The sequence below is a fragment of the Streptococcus sp. E24BD genome (genome assembly GCF_041807825.1).
In the GTDB taxonomy this organism is placed as follows: Bacteria; Bacillota; Bacilli; order Lactobacillales; family Streptococcaceae; genus Streptococcus; species Streptococcus entericus.
In genome coordinates this window covers 1-19,423 of the sequence record NZ_JBGTZB010000012.1, presented here as the reverse complement: position 1 = coordinate 19,423, position 19,423 = coordinate 1, and the positions used below count along the sequence as shown (strand labels likewise).

The 19,423-nt window shown below is 37.7% G+C and carries 17 protein-coding genes and 1 pseudogene; 2 read left to right on the top strand and 16 right to left on the bottom strand.

Going from position 1 to position 19,423, the window contains the following annotated elements; all coding sequences use genetic code 11:
• Positions 1 to 5 precede the first annotated feature (5 nt).
• The 4 genes from ACERC5_RS04330 to ACERC5_RS04315 form a co-directional block, all read right to left on the bottom strand.
• Positions 6 to 341, bottom strand: a complete 336-nt coding sequence (locus ACERC5_RS04330; RefSeq protein WP_373660249.1) for an 8-oxo-dGTP diphosphatase — start codon at positions 339 to 341, stop codon at positions 6 to 8.
• Between the two features lie 116 nt (positions 342 to 457).
• Positions 458 to 649, bottom strand: coding sequence for a hypothetical protein (locus ACERC5_RS04325; protein WP_373660231.1), 192 nt, complete (start codon positions 647 to 649; stop codon positions 458 to 460).
• 76 nt (positions 650 to 725) lie between these two features.
• Entirely contained in the window at positions 726 to 1,703 is a 978-nt protein-coding gene (locus ACERC5_RS04320; protein ID WP_373660230.1) for a recombinase family protein, read from the bottom strand.
• Positions 1,696 to 2,292 (bottom strand): hypothetical protein, encoded by a 597-nt coding sequence (locus tag ACERC5_RS04315; RefSeq protein ID WP_373660229.1) that lies wholly within the window; start codon positions 2,290 to 2,292, stop codon positions 1,696 to 1,698. The genes ACERC5_RS04320 and ACERC5_RS04315 overlap by 8 nt, the downstream gene beginning before the upstream one ends.
• Positions 2,293 to 2,315: 23 nt before the next feature.
• Between ACERC5_RS04315 and ACERC5_RS04310 the strand changes: the two are divergent.
• Positions 2,316 to 2,594 (top strand): annotated as a pseudogene (locus tag ACERC5_RS04310) (IS3 family transposase); the annotation flags it as partial.
• A 159-nt stretch (positions 2,595 to 2,753) separates the two neighbouring features.
• Here ACERC5_RS04310 and ACERC5_RS04305 read toward each other — a convergent pair.
• From ACERC5_RS04305 to ACERC5_RS04255, 11 genes are all read right to left on the bottom strand, one after another.
• A complete protein-coding gene (locus tag ACERC5_RS04305; protein ID WP_373660228.1) occupies positions 2,754 to 3,158 on the bottom strand; it encodes a sigma-70 family RNA polymerase sigma factor in 405 nt (134 codons plus the stop codon).
• A gap of 246 nt (positions 3,159 to 3,404) precedes the next feature.
• A complete protein-coding gene (locus ACERC5_RS04300) occupies positions 3,405 to 6,317 on the bottom strand; it encodes a glycoside hydrolase family 98 domain-containing protein (protein WP_373660227.1) in 2,913 nt (970 codons plus the stop codon).
• Positions 6,318 to 6,549: 232 nt separating this feature from the next.
• The gene (locus tag ACERC5_RS04295) at positions 6,550 to 7,680 is read right to left on the bottom strand and encodes an ABC transporter ATP-binding protein (RefSeq protein ID WP_373660226.1); all 1,131 of its coding nucleotides are present in this window, start codon (positions 7,678 to 7,680) and stop codon (positions 6,550 to 6,552) included.
• Positions 7,681 to 7,707: 27 nt separating this feature from the next.
• Positions 7,708 to 9,570 (bottom strand): alpha-N-acetylgalactosaminidase, encoded by a 1,863-nt coding sequence (locus ACERC5_RS04290; protein ID WP_373660225.1) that lies wholly within the window; start codon positions 9,568 to 9,570, stop codon positions 7,708 to 7,710.
• Positions 9,560 to 10,891, bottom strand: a complete 1,332-nt coding sequence (locus tag ACERC5_RS04285; RefSeq protein WP_373660224.1) for an alpha-L-fucosidase — start codon at positions 10,889 to 10,891, stop codon at positions 9,560 to 9,562. Before ACERC5_RS04285 ends, ACERC5_RS04290 begins: the two co-directional genes overlap by 11 nt.
• Complete coding sequence (locus ACERC5_RS04280) at positions 10,891 to 11,730, bottom strand: carbohydrate ABC transporter permease (protein WP_373660223.1); 840 nt, start codon at positions 11,728 to 11,730, stop codon at positions 10,891 to 10,893. Before ACERC5_RS04280 ends, ACERC5_RS04285 begins: the two co-directional genes overlap by 1 nt.
• 3 nt (positions 11,731 to 11,733) lie before the next feature.
• Positions 11,734 to 12,654: a carbohydrate ABC transporter permease gene (locus ACERC5_RS04275; RefSeq protein WP_373660222.1), complete on the bottom strand. Its 921-nt coding sequence runs from the start codon at positions 12,652 to 12,654 to the stop codon at positions 11,734 to 11,736.
• Positions 12,655 to 12,722: 68 nt separating this feature from the next.
• A complete protein-coding gene (locus ACERC5_RS04270) occupies positions 12,723 to 14,015 on the bottom strand; it encodes an ABC transporter substrate-binding protein (protein WP_373660221.1) in 1,293 nt (430 codons plus the stop codon).
• Positions 14,016 to 14,049: 34 nt separating this feature from the next.
• A complete protein-coding gene (locus ACERC5_RS04265; RefSeq protein WP_373660220.1) occupies positions 14,050 to 14,694 on the bottom strand; it encodes an L-fuculose-phosphate aldolase in 645 nt (214 codons plus the stop codon).
• 13 nt (positions 14,695 to 14,707) lie between these two features.
• Positions 14,708 to 16,495 (bottom strand): L-fucose isomerase, encoded by a 1,788-nt coding sequence (locus ACERC5_RS04260; protein ID WP_373660219.1) that lies wholly within the window; start codon positions 16,493 to 16,495, stop codon positions 14,708 to 14,710.
• Positions 16,479 to 17,906, bottom strand: a complete 1,428-nt coding sequence (locus ACERC5_RS04255) for a rhamnulokinase family protein (protein WP_373660218.1) — start codon at positions 17,904 to 17,906, stop codon at positions 16,479 to 16,481. The genes ACERC5_RS04260 and ACERC5_RS04255 overlap by 17 nt, the downstream gene beginning before the upstream one ends.
• A gap of 153 nt (positions 17,907 to 18,059) precedes the next feature.
• Between ACERC5_RS04255 and ACERC5_RS04250 the strand changes: the two genes are divergently transcribed.
• Positions 18,060 to 18,830, top strand: coding sequence for a DeoR/GlpR family DNA-binding transcription regulator (locus ACERC5_RS04250; RefSeq protein ID WP_373660217.1), 771 nt, complete (start codon positions 18,060 to 18,062; stop codon positions 18,828 to 18,830).
• Positions 18,831 to 18,834: 4 nt separating this feature from the next.
• Here ACERC5_RS04250 and ACERC5_RS04245 read toward each other — a convergent pair.
• On the bottom strand, positions 18,835 to 19,423 hold a 589-nt coding region (locus ACERC5_RS04245), incomplete at its 5' end, for a helical hairpin domain-containing protein (protein ID WP_373660216.1).

Sequence of the window (19,423 nt, the reverse complement as noted above, 5' to 3'; positions counted from 1 at the left end):
CTCCTTTAAAGGTGGCGGTAGTGCCAATCATCCTGATCGTGGTAAAAGTAAAGTTCAGACAGCTTCTCGTCTTCAAAAATCGGCAGCATCTCTGCAAAACCAGCCGCTAAATCAGCCGCCACAAGCTTTGATCGTTCCATCCAGAAAACCTCTCCCTCATCAGACGAGCACAAGTCGCCTGAAAAGGTACTGGTCCTGTAAAGAAAGACAATATAGCGATACAACTCCTCGCTATGGGTAAACTGCTTGATCCCACAAAGTTGCAAATCCGAAACCGTCAATCCCGTTTCTTCAAAGACTTCACGGATAGCGGACGAAACAAAAGGCTCATTAGGCTCGATTTTTCCCCTCTTATGTCAAGTAACTGACACTATTTATTTGCTAGATTACACACTCATTATACCACAAACTATTCCATCAAGAAAGAGACTTGCTAGGATACAAGTCTCCTCCTCAGCTATTTGTAGATGACTGTAAAAAAGCCAAGACAATCAACCACAACTTTGTCAACGTGTGCAACTACAATTTCTTTGCTTAACCTCTTGTCAGTTGGTAACTGAACACAGTTCGCTTCTTTCATCTGTTCTTCCAAAGCCTGAACAGATTTATCCACTTCCTTTTTCTTGGCCATATAATCTTCTCTGGTCAACAAGCTATCCTTATAGTCCTGAAAGCAGGCAAGTTTTTCTGTCTTCAATCGTTCAATTTCACGAAGAACAACGGTCTTAGATACCTTTTGATGAGGTTTTAGGTATCTGATGCTGTTTTCTTTTAGTGGCTTTTGATCCTTTTAATTGGACAACTTGTTCAAATAGTTCTGATGAAATAATCGCTTCGTGATTGTTCTCAATCCGCTCCCACTCTGATTTTGGTCTGAAAACATGCTTCCCCCTTACATACGTCCGAGTATTAAACAGATAAGTTCCCTTATAGGCTTCATTCTTTAAAATTTGACCAACGGTAGTGCTACTCCAAACATTTCGTTTTTGCTCAGTTGTTAAACGGAGTGACTTTGCGTAACGTGCCTGACTGATTTGCATCTTTCGTTCTGCTGGAGTAATGACTTGTTCTTCATTCAGGAGTCGAGCAATTGTTTGGTAACTATTACCATCAAGGTACAAGGCGAAAATCCGTCGAACAATTGGTGCAACTGTCTCGTCAATAATAATCTTGAAACGGTCCTCTGGATCCTTGAGATAACCAAATGGGGGCAACCAGCTCATGTTTTTGCCCGAGCGTTTCATGCTGTTCATCGCACTCTTGACCTTTTCCGAGACATCTTTGGCATAGAAATCATTGAGTAAATTCCGAAAAGGCACATCAATATCTAGTCCATTCTGTTCAGACGTCAAACTGTCATAGTGGTCATTGAGAGCGATGAAGCGAATCCCAAGAAAAGGAAAGATGTTTTCCAAATAGTTCCCTAACTCCAGATAATCACGCATAAATCGAGACAAGTCTTTAACAATGATATGTCGGATAGTTCCCACCTTCACAGCAGCCATTAACCGTTGAAAAGACGGACGATTCAGGCTTGTTCCTGAAAAACCATCGTCCACAAATTCCAAGCGCTCCCAATTCTTAAACTCAGGTGTTTGGTCAAGGTAATGGTTTAACAAGTACCGTTGATTCGTGATTGAGTTACTTTCATCTGTTTCAGCCTCATCTACTGACAAACGGAGATACAGAGCAATTTTAGTCACGTTCATCACCTCCAATCTGACAGGTAAAAGTTACTGTCACAGACTTGTCCACTTCAACATCTATCCGTTCTATCACTTCATTAAGCAGTTCTGCCGTTAAAACTGTTTGCTTTTGACCTTTAGCTAGATGTTTAACCCAGTTCACTTGCTGGCTATATTTCTCCTCAATTTGCCTCATCAAAGCCTCATAATGAGCTATCTCTTGTGAGAGGGTTTCAATCTTTGAGGTAATAGTAGCCTTTTGAGAAAGATAGGTCTCTCGCTCCTGAGCTTCAAGGCGATAGTTCTGGTAAAGTTCGCTTTGCTCAGCTTGCAAGTTAGTCAAAGCCCTTTGATGGTTTTTGATTTGTTTTTGATAGACTTTAAGGCATTCCTCCCTCTTTGTTTCTAATCTTGGCAACAAGTATTTCATCGTACCAAGCCGATTCATCTCTGTCTGAACTACGCTCAACACAATCTTATCTAAGGCTTGTTCACTGATATAGACAGTCTGTCTTTCCGATGGTTCTGAACCATAGAGGTAGTCCATAAAGTAATAGTAATCATACTCTGAGTTGAAAGTTGAGAAATGCTTGCAATATCTTGGCATTTGAGTTGCTTTTCCCTTAGCATAAACAAGCCATCCAAAGCATTCCTTACGCCCTGACCAAGGTCAACCTCTTCCACTCGGATCGGGGCAAGGAGTTCGATAATCANGGCTGTCCCTATGATAATGCCGTCGATGAGAGCACCTACCGCTCTTTCAAACTGGAGTTTATCAACCAGGAGAACTGCCAGTCACTAGAAGAACTAACCCTTAAAACCAAGGACTATGTCCACTGGTGGAACCATCATCGCATTCACGGTAGTCTCGATTACCAAACACCTATGGTTAAGCGAGTTATCGCTTAACAAAAACACTTTATAAAAAGTGTACAGAAAAGGGGTGCCTTTTCATCTTGCTTCACAAATGATTAACGTCCCACCTTGGTCTATTCAGTTGTCAAAGGGCAAAAAGAGACTAAAATCTCCTCTCACTAATAAGAGTGAATTTTTTAGTCCCTTATTTCACTATTTCTCTAGTAATTTTTTGAGATGGTTGAAAATTTTATTTCTTAATTGAAATACACCTGATGGAGACATTTCTTGTTGTAAAGCAACTTCTTTTATAGTATGTTCCTTGAAATAAAGTGCAACAATTATCTCAAACTCTCTATTGGATAAAGTTAGCAAAGCTGTATTTAATTGCTCAAGTAAGAGTTTAGTTTCGACTAATTTTTCAACATCTACGCTAGAATCAGACAGCACATTTTCTAGCGGCAAATCTTCGAATTCAAATGATGAGAATGGTAAAACACCATTTGCTCTTTCTTTTCTTAAAAGATACTTTTCACGATTAACCAATCTCCAATAACCTTTGTAAACTTCTTCGGTAACAGGGATTTTTTCACCTCTTGTATAAATGTAATATCTCATCTATTCCTCCATTCATGCTTATTTGTAAAAGTCATAAATGGAGGGCTTCTTATCCATACCATAAACATATCTCATTATTTCCTCAATGACGAGTTACCTAACTCGTCATTATAAGAGTGAAATTATAGCTAGTATTTTTCAGAAGCAGAGGTAAATTTTTAATCTATTTCAGTTTTTACACTATCTGTAAAAATATAAAAGAGTGTAGAAAGTAATTCTACACTCCCAATAAACATAGTTTATTGTTTAGTAATTAACATTAAATACAATATTTCCGTTATTCACTACCTTAATCGTAGCAATCTTTTTAGCAGAATTATATTCCACAGTCGGAACTACTGAAGCTGAATCAGTTGTTGAAATCATCTCAATCGTTGGAGCGGCATTCAGATTTTTAACTACAATAACACTTTCTCTCTGAGGTGAAACAGGAGTATTGTTAATATAAGTCTCATATACCCAGTTTATGGCTGCAGGTTTGCTCAATTGTGGTAATCTTCTTGCCTCAGAAGCGTTCTTAGCATCTTTCCACAAGCTATCTTTGTTAATTCGATAGTTATTAAGAATTACGTTTAAACCATTGCCACTATCTGTAACAATTGAATATGAATGAGGCTTCAGAGTCATATCAAATTGTTTTCCATTCAAATCAAACGAGCCTTTTTGGTCACGATCAGAATTGTACTCATAGTTATAAACAAATACTCTATTGTCGATCTCATCAGCAAAGATAGTTCCATTATATTCTTCAGGATAAAGAGAATCTAAGAAAGCCTTTCTTTTAGCTGTTGTTGACATTTCATTTGATTTTAAATCAACAATTTGAATATGTTCTGGTAGTTTGGATTTTAATTTATCCACTGTAATACTTGCTGGAACAGTAGGAATAACACCATATCGTCCAGTAGTGTATAGAGGGCTTTGATGAGTAGCTGTATTTACACCTACAAAGAAATGTCCCTCATGATTCGCTGAATAATTACCGCGTAGGATAACCTTCGTATTGGCCAGCACTTCTTCTTTTGATGGTGCTGGATTAGCAATGATATATTTGAAGAAGTTTTTAATTACTGTATTAAACAGAGGACTCTCCTGATTTTTCACACCATAAGTGTAGGCAGGATGTTCAAAGTTATATACAGAGCCACCATTCAAGTAAATATTCATAGCTTCAGCTCCAAGCATGGCCTCTGGCTGAGTCAACCATTGCCTGTTGCCTTGGGATTTTCCAATATTAGAAGCGTCAAACAGTTTCCATTTTCCTGTTTCATACCATTTCCAAGTATCCATCAGTCCGCCCCATTGATAAGCATAATCTGATAACCACAAACCATTCATATAACTTGTTGTAGGAGCATCATTTCCTTCAGCAGCAGGAGTATTCTTATGCATAAAGATAAAGTTCTGCCAATATTTTTCTACAGCATTTTTGAACACATCTTTACCATGAGCTCCTAAAGCACGTTCAATAGAACCACCATTGTTCTGCTCTGACCAGATGAAATATCCACCATGTTTAGCAGACAGCTTCAGATACTCTGCTGCATTGCTCTCAACATTTCCAGTCCAAATCCAATAGTTTTCTGTTGAGAAAATACCTTGTAAACAAGAATATTTCTCATACATTTCATCAATCCAGTCCATTGTCAACCAATGAGCTGCTGTATAATATGAAGTATTCCCTGCCGTAAACACAGTTAATACGACTGGGATAGGTTCATTTTGACCAGTTGCTGGATTTACATAGTTCTGGGCTTCTTCTAAGATATGCTCATAGAATTGAGCGGCAGAACCATCACGATGAGGTAAATCGTCTGGGTGAATTTGAATAACAGTATAAGGTTTTAATTCAGGGTCAATATTTTCCCATTTTCCAACCAGAGTATCTTCACCCCAGAAAGCATAGTTTCCTTTTTCAAATTCACCACCATTGGCATAAAGTGGCATCATCAAAAGAGGGTGCTGATTGGAAATTTCACGTCTTTTTGGAGCAAGTTCAAAATCATTTGGATTTTTAAATGAACCGCTAGCAACAAAATATGCACCTGCATATACTAGCTCATCACCCCAAGTAACAGAACCTGAATAACCTTTCAGTTTAATTGTTTTGGCATTCTCTGGAATTTCAATATCAACTGGTATAGCTGGTGTATCATAACCAAATCCTTCCGGATATTGCTCTAATGTTGTATAGATGACCTTTCCATCAACTTCTACTTCAAATTTTTCAACAAACGCATATCTACTATCAGCGTGACCTGCACTTCTATCAAGACCTACAAAGGTTGTGAATCGTGAAACTCCAGCTCCTTGAATATTATATTCAATAGAAGATGGAGAAGCAGCAATTGTTCCTAAACCTTTATCGAATTCTTTAATGTTACCATCAGCCAATTTTAGAGAGATTTTTTGAGAACTACCATTATTTCCTAAAGAGAATGGCTTGTTCTTCTGAACAGTTTTTGAACTTGTAGCATCTCCATGACTAGCTACTTTCCATTCTAAATCAGATAGATAAACCATGTTCTCTCGTACAGGTAATTCAGTTATAGGCTTAGGTTCTGAGTTGGCTTCCCTTGTTTGTAAAGTCGGACTACCAAATACAACCTCATCACCCCAAGTAACAGAACCTGAATAGCTACGAAGCTCTAGTTTCTTAGCTCCCTCTGCTACAGGTAAGTCCAACCAAATAGCAGGAGTATCATAGGCAATACCATTTGGATAATCAGTTACAGAACTGTAGATTACAGTATCATCCACCAATACCTCAATCTTATCAACCTTAGAATACCGCTCATCAAGCGGAGTTGCTGAACGATCGATTCCTACAAAAGTAGTAAACTTGGATACATCTAAGGTAGAAATGTCATAAATAATAGATGATGGATTGGAAGCTATCGTTCCTAACCCTTTATCAAACTCTCTAGTAGTTCCATCAACCATTTTCAGAGAAATCTTTTTATTTTGACTAGAGTTTCCTGGTGTAAACGGTTTATTCTTTTGAACTTGTTTATGTTGATAAGCGTCACCATGAGTAGCTGTTTGCCATTCAATATCCGATAAATTGATGTCAGCAGCTTCCACTATTGAAGAGGAGAGAGCCAGTGTTAATAGAGCTGAAATTGACAGCAATCTATATTTCATATTATTTAATCTCATTGTTTCACCAATTCCTATTAAATTACACACATATCATCAAATGATGAAAAACAACATCCCTAACTATAATTCTATGAGCTATCCATATTGTCCCCCTCCTTCCATTCAACATCACACTCCAATAAACTATCCAATGGTTATCTTACTAAATTTTGGACAACAAAATTTCTAAAATAAGTCTATCTGAGTATATGTGGAAATAGTTTAAGATTGTGTAACTAAATTAAAAATATTAAATCCTCTTACCCGTTTCAATATCAAAGAAATGACCTTTAGATACATTTATTGCTAAATCAACGGTTGAACCTGGTGCTAAATAATCTGTCGCTGACACTCGAGCTGAGAACTCCTGCTCGCCTAGTTTACAATAAAGAATAGAATCGCTACCGAGAAGTTCGGAAATAACCACTTCTGCTCTAATCTTAGCTTCTGAGTAACTTTCCTGACTAATTAAGTCGGACGAAATATCTTCTGGACGAATACCAAAGGTCAATTTCTTACCTTGATAACCCAGTTCATCTAGCAACTTACGCTTGCCTTGTGGAATGGCAATGTCGAACCCTCTGCCATCTGTCAAACGGTCACCGTCGAGTATCACCTCGATAAAGTTCATAGCTGGGCTACCGATAAAGCCTGCAACAAACTTGTTAGCTGGTTCGTTGTAGAGCTCTTGTGGTGTACCAACTTGTTCAATCCGGCCAATAGTTCCCGTACCAGCAGCATTCTTAGTCGCTGACATGATAACGATGCGATCAGCCAAGGTCATGGCCTCTGTCTGATCATGAGTAACATAGATGGTCGTTGCCCCGATACGGCGGTGAATTTTTGCAATTTCCGCACGCATGGATACCCGAAGTTTAGCATCCAAGTTAGAAAGCGGCTCATCCATTAGGAACACTTTGGCATCACGAACGATAGCACGTCCCATAGCAACCCGTTGACGTTGACCACCTGACAAATCAGCTGGTTTACGTTGCAAGAAGTCGGTCAGAGCCAAGATTTCCGCTGCTTCACGCACTCGACGGTCAATGTCCGCCTTGTCATACTTACGCAACTTGAGACCAAATGCCATATTGTCATAAACCGTCATATGGGGGTAGAGAGCGTAGTTCTGGAAGACCATTGCAATGTCTCGGTCTTTTGGAGCTACATCATTCATAAGCTCATTATCAATATAGAACTCACCTTCAGTAATATCCTCAAGACCAGCAATCATACGTAGAGTAGTTGACTTACCACATCCTGAAGGACCTACAAAGACAATAAACTCTTTATCCTTAATATCAAGGTTAAAATCTTCTACGGAGTAGAAATCACTATTAGGATACTTCTTATATAAGCTATTTAATTTCAACGTTGTCATGTTTAAGATTCCTTTAATTATAAAAATCTATTTTTCCATCAAAATAATTGAATACGGAGGCATATAAATCCGATTGTCTTCAACACTAATCTCTTTTGATGTTCTCACTATTTGGTAATGTTTTGCATCTAATTCAATGACCTGTGCATCACTGGATGGATTTCTTAATGATACAACTTCCTTTTCTGTATCTGGCTGCTGACAGTGATAACCATAGATTTCAAATTTCTCAGGGTCTCCGCCTATTCGTCTGCTATGTTTCAAAACAGAATAGTTACTTTCAATCCATTTTATAGCACGTGCATTAGCTTTCCAACGCTCGTCATCAAACATACTATACGAATAATGAAACTCCCAGAAAGCATTTCCTCGTGTGGCAATAAACATTAGATAGTCTTCAAATTCTTCAACAGTCGCATACATTTGATGATCCATATACCAAGTATGTGCAGTTGAAGCATATACTGGTTCATGATTATAGAGAGACCAAAGTGGCAATTGAATATCACGCTTTTCTAAAAATTCTTTGTACTGAATATCACGATAAGTGATCATCCTATTAATATCATTACCCGCATTCTCTGTGAAACCAACATCTTGAGAAATCTGAATCCACAAACTATTAACCCATTGTAAAAACCAAGGACTTGGATTCACATAGGAGGTTAAATTTAACCAACAATCTCTATCACCACGCTCCTCACGTAACTCCGTCAAGAGTTGAATCAAGAATTCGTAAACAGGTGTCATTGTATGCATGGCAAAGTCACCACTACAGTCTTTAGTATCAGGTTTTAATAGCCAACCATCAATTTTCCAATAACTGATATCGTAAGCTTTCTGATATTCCAACATCTTGGATTTCATTCGATTAAGGTAGTTAAAATCTGCAAGGTTCACATCATTAGACAATTTATTTTTACTACCCAATTCTGGATGCTCTAACAACCAGTCACTCATGGTAACCTCTGTACCATTATATCCGCCCCTTGGTCCAATCCAAAGTCCCAAGCTAGATCCCAAACGATTGACAAGTGATTTTATATTTTTTAGCTCACTTGGGAATTTTTCATTAAACTCCCAAACACTCCGATAATCACACCAACCATCATCTACGACATAAGCATCTAAATGCACGCCATTGTCTTCAAAGCCATGATAAATCTCAGAAAAGCTATCTAAAATAATCTTTTCATCAATTTCCGTCATGTGGTCATACCATGAATTGTATTGCTTTCGGAAATAACTTGGCTGTGCGATACCTTCAATATAAAGGAAGAAGGCTTTTTGAATCGAAATTTTATCAGGATTTTTTGCTGCTCCCATAACACATGGCCAAATCTCTTTTTCATGTGCTAACTGATGTCCAATATAATATCTTGAAAAATAAGAAGTCCCATCTATACGGTTCTCACCCATTGGGAACTCCATACCTAAAAAGAAACTTTTGGCATAAATTGGTTGCCCAAGTTCAACATAGTATCCAGGGAAGCCAGCCATCTCTTTAATATCTTCTTGTTTCTTAGGATAATAAATACCTTCTAAATCAGAAAATTCAAAGACTTCCACATCAATGTAGTTTATTTCTTTTAGTGTTTTGAACAATGTAACCTGCTTAGAAATGACATCCTCCCTAGCTGAATAAAGAATATTTAGCTTAATATCTTTATTGCTAAAGTGAATTAATAACCTATTGGCCGTTTCTTCTACAACGTGTGCAGAAAAATCTTTAGAAGAGTAATATGTTCCATCGCAAGAAACCAAACGAAATTCTTCTTCACTTTTATTAGCTACAGGAATTTCGGTATGCTTGTTTAAGACATGAGTTGTATAAAATTGACCATCCACTAATTTGAAGTAACGTGCTAGTTGCTGATTCTCAATCTTCATTGTCAGTTCCTTTCAATTCAATCTTAATAACACTGTCAACAGTGCACGGTAACGGGTAGGTAAAATGCGGAACTTCTCCATACTGAGCAAAACAAATTCCTTCATAGGCGTTAGTTGTCCAGCTTTTTGAAATTTTTACTTCACTTCCATCGTGAACAAAACTCATCCGCTTAATCTTATCTTCAGATAAACCAATTAAAGCAAGCGGACCAATCGGCTGCTCTAAAACATGGGCATAAATAACATTCCCTTTTTGGGTGTAATACCCCCACTCTGGCTTAGGTAATGCTGCATAACCATTACCATAGATGGACTCACTGTTCTTATTCATCCAGCTAGAGAAGTCAGCCAGAATACTCATACTTTCCTCATTTATGACCCCTAAAGCATCTGGACCAACATTCAAAATCATATTGCCATTTTTACTTACACACTCAACCAATTTTCTAATTAAAACTTTAGAGGGTTTGTATAACTTATCTGTTGGATTATAGGCCCAGTTATTGTTCATTGTTAGACATAGTTCCCAAGGAATAAACTCACCTTTGTGATTACGTATCCCTTCATGAGGTACAATTTGTTCTGGACTTACAAAATCTCCTGAATACAGATTAATATGATCTGTAACAATACTACCGAATCCTTCTCCCGAAGTTTCTAAACGATTATCAACAATAACATCTGGTTGATGTTTCCGAACCATTTTTATCAATTCGGTAGCACGCCATTTTTCACCAAACATTTCTTCATAAGAGTAGTCGAACCATAAAATATCTAACTTCCCATATTTTGTGACAATTTCTTCTACCTGGTTATGCATAAAAGTAAGGTAATTATCAAAATCAATCACCTCATCTTTGAAAGCAGGATTATCCCTCATTGGGTGATTAAGATCGCCAAATTTAGGGAAATCTTTATGATACCAGTCAATCAAACTGAAATATAGACCAACCTTTAATCCCTCTTCCCGAACTGCTTCTACAAACTCTTTTACCAAGTCTCGACCAATTGGTGTATTCGTTGACTTATAATCTGTAAAAGCTGAATCAAATAAACAAAAGCCATCATGATGTTTAGCAGTGAGTACAACATACTTCATACCTGCCCGTTTTGCAGCCTTTGCCCAATCTCTTGGGTTATATTTTGTCGGATTGAACGTCTCAAAATAAGGCTGATAATCTTCAATTGATAATTTTTGGTGGCTACGAATCCATTCTCCTTGTCCTGGTATTGAATAAAGCCCCCAATGAATGAACATACCAAAACGTGCTTCTCGGAACCACTCTGTCCGTTGATTAATGATTTCTAGTGTATTTTCCATTATCCCTTAACTGCCCCTCCTCCTAATGCTTCAATAAAGTATTTACTTGCAAATGCAAAAAGTAAAATTGGCGGTAAGATAATCACAACAATTGCTGAGAACAATCCATTATAATTGGTGTTGAAACTGGTCGTAAACTGACCAAGTAAGGCAGGGACTGTTAACTCATCTTTATTAATGATTAGCATTGAAGCCCAATAATATTCATTCCAGTTATTAATGAATGCCAGTACTGCAGCAGTTAAAATACCAGGTCTTGCAATCGGCAACATGATTTTCCAAAAGGTCTGAGCATAACTAGCCCCATCAATTTCAGCCGCCTCTTCTAATTCCTTTGGAATAATTGCAAAATAGTTTTTAATAATAAAGAAACTCATTGCAATACCACTACATGAATAGACAAAAATCAAGGCTACTGGAGTATTATAAATTCCTAGAGTATTAACTAGACGATAGACAGGGAATGTCATAGCTGTTGCTGGGATAAACAATGTTGAATAAAGCATTGCAGTAATAATCTTTTTACCACGAAACTCCATACGAGCAATAACATACGATGACATGGAAATCATAATAATGCTAATTAGCACAGAGAGAGAGACTACTTTGAAACTATTCCAAAAGTAATCTAGTACATGTAATTCTGTGAAAACCTTAATGTAACCTTCAAAACTCCAGTCCGTTGGGAGACTAATTCCTGGATTTTTCATCGGATCAGCTTTCATCGAAGATAAGAATATCCATAATATCGGAAAAACTGATAAAACACAGGTAATAGCCATATAAATATAAATAATCAACTTGCCTGTTTTTGATAATCCATTAATCTTGCTATCCATAACTTATCCTTTCCGAGATTTACGCTCACTATAAATCAGGTTGATACAAAGAATAATCAACATACCACCTAAAATCTGAATGACACCAATCGTGTTAGCACGAGCATATTGTGTCCTAGAACTTGATACTGCTAATTCACGAATGATAAAACTAATACTTTTCGTACCTGCTGCACCATTTGTTAAGAAGAATACTTCATTGTATAGTAAGAAACCAGATGTAGCAGCCATGACAGATACTGTTTTAATAGTTTCTTTAATCATTGGAATAGTAATATACCACTCTCTTCTCCATCCTGAAATACCATCCAGTATTGCAGCTTCTTGAATTTCTTGTGGAATAGCAAAAATTTGACCTAGAATCATAATTGTTGATGTTCCAGCAAAGAAAATATAAGCACAAGTCATCGCAATAATATTTAATCCAGGTGTCAACAAAACTGCATCTGTAAAATTAGGATTGAACAAGCGAATAATTTGATTAACAACACCATAGTTCGGATTATAAATTTGAAGGAAAATCAAACCCATTGCAGCACTAGAAATAATGCTTGGTATAATATAAAGATTGCGTGATACCTTCCATCCAGGTAATTTTTTAGATAAAGCAATTGCTACCGTTAAAGCAAGAGGTACCTGTACAACAACACCAATAATTGCCCATACGATAGAGTTACGGAGAGCTTCTTTAAAAAACGGATACTCTATAAATATATATTTATAGTTGGCAAAGAGGTTGTCAAAACCTAAGAACTCTGGATTTGTTAGGTTTGTGTAATCCCATTTGGTAAAGGAAGTTGCAAAAATTGTCACAACTGAGTAGAAATAAAACAGGAAAAAACAAGCTAACGTCGGTAATAAGAAAAGGAAAATGAACCGTTGTCGCTGTGTCTTCCTCGTCTTCATCGTATTTTGTTTTGTCATAATCGTTCTTACCTTCTTAATAAATAAGGGCTAGGGAAAATCCTTTGTATTCCCTAGCCCTTTGTTACTTACCCGATGAGGGCTTTCAAAATGTCTTGAGTATCTTTTACTTTTTGGTCAATATTGACACCGTCAGCTGCACTTTCAGTCAATGCATTGATAATTGCTGTACGAACATCTCCACCCCAAGCAGATACAACCGTTGGTACGATAACTTTTGCATTATTCGCTTGTGATGTAGCTTCACCGAGCAGTTTAACAGTTGCATCAGATGAACCAGACGCAATTTCAGCCGTATCAATAGCTTGGCTTGCAGGGTTGGATCCAACTTTTTCAAAGATTGTTTTTTGAACATCATCGCTAGTCATGTACTTAACAAATTCAAGAGCTAGTTTTTCTTCTTCATCAGAAAGCTTGCTTGAAATGGTAATACCACCACCAGCAGAACTGATTGCAACATTTCCTGCATAGAGACTTGGTTTCAAGGCTGCATTGTCTTTCAAACCACCAGCTGCCCACACACCATTGAAGAATACACCTGATTTATTTTCTGTAAAGTCTGTTGAATAAACATTGGCGTCACCACCAGCGTTGGCAGAACCATTAGCTTGTACTTCAGTCATAACCAGTTTCAAGGCTTCAGCAAATTCTTTAGATTCGATACCTTCTACCGTTAGCGGACCTTCTAAAAGCTTACGACCTGCCTCTGATGAACCCAAAACAGTGTTAAAGAGACGAATTGCAGGTTCTCCCGCACCAAATCCATAAACACCTTCTTGTTTACGAACAAGAGCCATAGCCTCTGTAAAGTCACTCCATTTCTCCCACTTGTCTGGGGTCTTAGCTCCTGCCTTGCTAAAGACATCAGCGTTATACCATAAGCCAAGTGTCAAAAGCTGATCATGAACAGTATAAATTTTTCCATTAACATCGTTTTGAGTATAGTTCAAACCAACATTCTTTTGTAGACCATTTTCATCAATATATGGTTTCAAATCAAGAACAAGACTTTGTTCAATTGCTGCAAGCGAAACATCATTACCAGCCAAGTCAATCATATCTGGGAATTCACCACTTGCCACCTTGTTGCTCATTGTGTCTGTTAATGCACCTGTTACAGGAATAGCTTTGAACTCAACATCTCCAGTAGCATGCTCTTTGGAAAAAGATTCATACAGATCACGCATTACTTGAGCTGCTGGCCACTCTTCTTCACTATGATGATAGCCATGATAAAATTCTAAAACCTTATCATCACCACCACTAGCTGACTTATTATCAGATGAGCCATTACCACAAGCTGCCAAGAAAGCTGAAGCTGTCAAGCAGATAAATGCTGAAGTCAAAAGACGTTTTTTCATGATTTTCTCCTCCAATTTGGATTTTTTTAGTTTTTTATTTTCGTTGACCATAAGTTTTGAATTTTTCAGCCATCAATTCCATCTCTTCATCTGGTAGGATTACTGGCTCCCCAAAACTTTTTGCGACACAATAAACTTTAGAACAATATTCAATTTCCTCGATAATGTTGAAAGCATTCAACAAATCTTGAGCTCCTGCTAAAATCCCATGATTAGCAAGAAATACCGCTCTGCGATTTTCCATTGCTTTAGCAGCATTTTCAGCCAATTCTTTCGTACCGTAAGTGGCATAATCTGCAACTCTAACGTCTTTACCTGCCACCGCAATCATGTAATGGCTTGCTGGCAGGGGTTCACGTAAACAGGCTAAAACTGTTCCATAAGTGGTATGAGCATGAATAACAGCATCAATATCGTCTCGTTTTTGATACTGAATGAGGTGCATAAACCACTCACTAGACGGTAGTCTATCTCCTTCAACCACATTTCCATCAAAGTCTAAAATGACAATATCTTCTTCTTTGATTTCAAAAAAATCAATACCCGATGGTGTAATCGCCATAAGCTTTTTATCTCTATCAAAGACACTGAGATTACCACCTGTCCCTTTTGTTAATCCTTCTGTTACTAATTTTTTACCGTACTTAATAATTTCCTTTCGTTCATTTTCCATCAACATATTCATTACCTCTTTATTTACTATATAATGGGCCTAAAACTTCACACATTTTGAAATCTGCCGCCTCTAAATCTTTTGTGCCAACACCATCAAAGATACTTGGGCGGAAAATCCTTTCTTTTGAAACGTTATGTAACGCTACAGGAATACGAAGTATACTTGCTAGTGTAATAACCTGGTCACCAATATGCCCATGCACAAAGGCTCCGTGGTTTGAACCCCAATGGTTCATCACATCATATACTGTTTCAAATCCTGGCTCTCCAAGATTAGGAGCAAACCAAGTTGTTGGCCATGTCTTATCTGTTCGCTCATCAAGGATACGATGAACCTCATCATCTAACGGACAAGTATAACCTTCTGCAATTTGTAGACTTGGTCCGACACCTTTCACTAGATTTACTCGAATCAAGGTGATTGGTAACTCACCTTCTGTCTTAAAGTGAGAAGAGTAACCTCCACCACGGAAATACTCGTAATTGGCTCGACACCAGTCTGTCGCTTGCAAACAGGCCTCTACATCTTCTGGTGTCATATTCCAAAATTCCTTCATGGTCGGTTGACCATTCTCATCACGAGAAGCTGCACTACCATCTAAAGCTGAAGCTCCTGAGTTAATCAAGTGCAGAATACCGTCCTTAGCACGACCTTCGAGTTCTTTGCCTGTCACTCTCTTAACTGCTTCTGGGCTCCAATAAGTCCTTACATCAGAGAATATTGGTGCTTTATTGGTTAATAACGTTCCAAATAACATAGCCGCAGCATTTAAAGTATCATTTTCTGTCGCAAAGGCTGTTACAGGTCTTGGACCATTCCAGTCAAATGTTGAAGCAAGAATCGCTTCTGCAAAGTCACCATTTGGCAACCAATCTGTCCATTGACGTTGTCCTTGGAAACCACCCGAAATAGCATTGCGACCACGTGCTTCTTCTTCCCAGCCAATATCTGCTAAAGCTGGATTACCAAACAAAATATCTCTGATAATCAAGGTTTGTTTAGCGATAAACTCCCAATCTTTATCAGCTGGAATAACTTTTGACTTGGTAATCACTTCAGGGAATTCCTTGCCTTCGTTAATATCAATACCTTCTTTACAGTATTCTTTAATCCAAGCAAGTACTTTCTCATATTCTGCTTTATCGTAGATTTCTAATTGGATACGACGAAGAATTTCAGTCATATCAACAAATTCAACCATCATTCCCAGATAATCTTCAAAGAAAGAGGTTGTTACCTGTGAACCTGCAATCCCCATCGAAGAGGCACCGATATTCACATAGGATTTGCCCTTCATTTGACCTGCTGCAACAACTCCCTTGGCAAAAAGTAAGATTTTTTCTGCCACATCTGCTGGAATGCTATTATCATCAAGGTCCTGAACATCGTGACCGTAGATTTTAAAGGCAGGATAACCTTTTTGAGCATAACCACTCATTGCTGCCGCTAAATAAACAGCACCTGGTCTCTCAGTTCCATTAAAGCCCCAAATAGCTTTAATGGTTTTTGGATCCATATCCATTGTTTCAGTACCATAGCACCAGCTAGGTGTTACAGATAAGGTTCCAACCACATTTTGCGTTGAAAATTCATCGTATACAACACCCGCATCCCCTTGTCCACCTATTGTTCGACTTGCTACTACACATTGAACAGGTGTTCCATCGGCATAGCGGAGATTTGATTCAATGAGTTCCTTTGCAGCCAAGGCCATTTGCATGGTCTTTTCTTCTAAGGATTCACGTACACCACCTTGTCGTCCATCAATGGTTGGACGAATACCAATTTTAGGATAATGAGCCATCATCCGCCTCCTTATTTGGATAATAATGTTCGAATTGAATAGAATTCTTTACAAGATTTCTTGCTTCTTTGATAGAATCAAGCTCTCCTAAAGCTACAAATTGTACCAGAGCATTTCCTATTGAGGTTGCTTCACTCAGTCCTGTTATTACTACTTTTTGAGTGACATCTGCTATTAGTTGAGAGAAGTATCTTGATTTTGAACCTCCTCCAATAAGGTGGATATGATCAAATTGATATCCCAACATCACCTCTAGTTGGTCAATCACTTCCTTATACTTGTGTGATAAGCTGGTATAAGCAACCTTGAACAATTCTCCTACTGTGATAGGAACTGATTGAGAAGTTCTCTCAGCATAAGATTGTATTTTCTCAATCATATGACCAGGTTCTGCAAATTCAGGACTATCTGTATCAATAATTGCAACTGTATCTCTTACCCTCATAACCATATCGGTAATATCATCGAAACTATAATGCTTGTCTAAAAGTTCAAAATTCCTTCTCAGTTCCTCCACTATCCAAAGACCCGTACAGTTCTTAAGGAAAGTCGTCGTATCACTATGCCCTGCTTCATTTGTAAAATTATGACTGAGTGAATGTTCGTTAATTATCGGGAAGGGCAATTCTGTCCCTATCAGTGACCATGTTCCTGATGAAATGAATAGTGTTCGTTCATCATCTGCTGGAATAGCAACAATTGCACTCGCTGTATCATGCTCACAAACTGTAATGACTTTAGGAGTACCAACATGATATTTTTCAAGTACAGTTCCAAGAATGGTTCCTTCATCAACTATATCTGGAAGCAGACGCTTAGGAATTTCAAACATTTCTAAAATTTCTTGATTCCATATCTTGGTAAAAGGATTAACCATTTGCATGGTAGAAGCAATACTTCTCTCTACAATCTTTTTTCCGGTTAGTCGGTAATTAAGAAAATCTGGAATCATCAGCAAAGTCTCAGCTTTAAAGTATGTATCCGGGCTTTTAGACTTTGTTCTCAGCAATTGAAACAGGGTGTTGATTTCCATCAATTGGTTACCTGTTTTATAATACAGTTCAGAAAGGGATGAACATTGTGCAACTTCCTCTAACACTCCTTTCGTTCGACTATCTCTGTAGTGAACTGGAGAAGAAATCAATTGCCCTTTGCCATCTATTAAGGCGAAATCAACACCCCATGTATCAATGCCGACTGACTGCAAGTCAGATTTCTGATTTGCTAGTCGAATCGCTTCCAGTATATATGAAAACAGTAATTCTACATCCCAGCATAGAAAACCTCTTTCTTTGATTGGCCGATTTTCAAAACGACTAATTTCCTCAGACTGAAGTTTATCATCTAAAATGTAGTATAGAATAGCTCTACCAGAAGTAGCACCTAAATCTATGGCTAAAACTGACTTCATAAGAACCTCCGATAAACCGTTTTCATAATTCGATTATATATGCTCTGAATTATTTTTTCAATACTTGAACAAAATATTGGCAAATATTCAAAAATCATGTTTTTTTAATTCATAATTGTTCAAAAAATGATACGATAGAAGAGGAGGAATATCATGTCTAGAGATACACGATTAAATGAAATTACTTCTATCTTGCAGAAAAGAAGGAGAATCGCGGTTAAAGAACTAGAACAATTAACTTACTCAAGTACGTCCACATTAAGAAGAGATCTTCTTTTACTAGAAGAGCAAGGATTCCTAAAACGGCGACACGGAGAAGTTGTTCTGAACAGCTTTAATACTGTTGAGCTTTCTCACAGTATGCGTGAAACAGAGCATAGACAAGAAAAGAAAGTTATAGCTTCTTTGGCTAAAGATTTTATTGGACCTGGTATGTGTATATATCTTGATTCCAGTACAACTGTATTTGAACTCTGTGCCTATCTGAAAGAGATTGATAATCTGATTGTATTTACCAACGGTCTAAACACAGCTCACGCTTTATCAACTGTTGCAAACCCAACAATGAAGATTTTCATTACTGGTGGAGAAGTCAAACACCATTCTGCTTCTGTTGTTAATCACAATATAGAAAATTCTATTCTCGATCACTTTAGAATTGATTTAGCTTTCTGTTCGGCTAGAGGAATTGATGAGGAGTTTGTTTATGAAGTATCCTTTAGTCAAGCCCTTGCTAAGAAAAGCATTATTGATAGAGCCAAGGAAACTATTCTTTTGATTGACCATTCTAAATTTTATCAATCTGGTTTCTTCAAAATCAATAATTTAGGACAATACAAAACAATCATCTCCGATAAATTGCCTGATCATCAACTGTTAGATGCCGCGAACAGAGAAGGGATTGAGTGGCTAGGTAAAGAATAACCATCTAATCTAATTCAATACTATGTAGACTATCTACTCCTGAACTGTAATCAAATAAAAGTTTATGAAATTCTTCCAAATTACGGATAGAATATTCATAAATTGAAATATAATCATCTAATTGTTTGGTGCAATCATAGAGTTCCAGCTGAACGTTTTCTATTCTTATCGCTGACGTCAAATTCATCTTTGCATAGTCGTATCTAGCCAGTCGTCTATTTTCTGGGTCGGAGTTATTGAGATTAAGAAGAACTTCTGCTATCTTGTTAAGATTGGCGACCTTGTCCTGCAACTCCGTGATGGTCAAATCCAGCTGGACTATCTCATTGATTAACTCATCTTTGACTTCCTGGTAAGATTGGTTGGTGATATCTAGCTCGATAAGAAGATTAAGCCCTGCTATTTTCTCTTTGAGGCTGGTCGTGGTTGGTCGTCTGCGTTTAGGTATATGCTTGCTGTCGTGAGTTAGCTGACGGTCGTTTCTTGAATCATAGAGCCGATCATTGTTGGTCAAGTTAGCCTGATACATCTCCACCAATTCCTCATAGCTGGGAAAGTCCAGGTAATTGCTCATGCCAAAATCAGAGACCAGC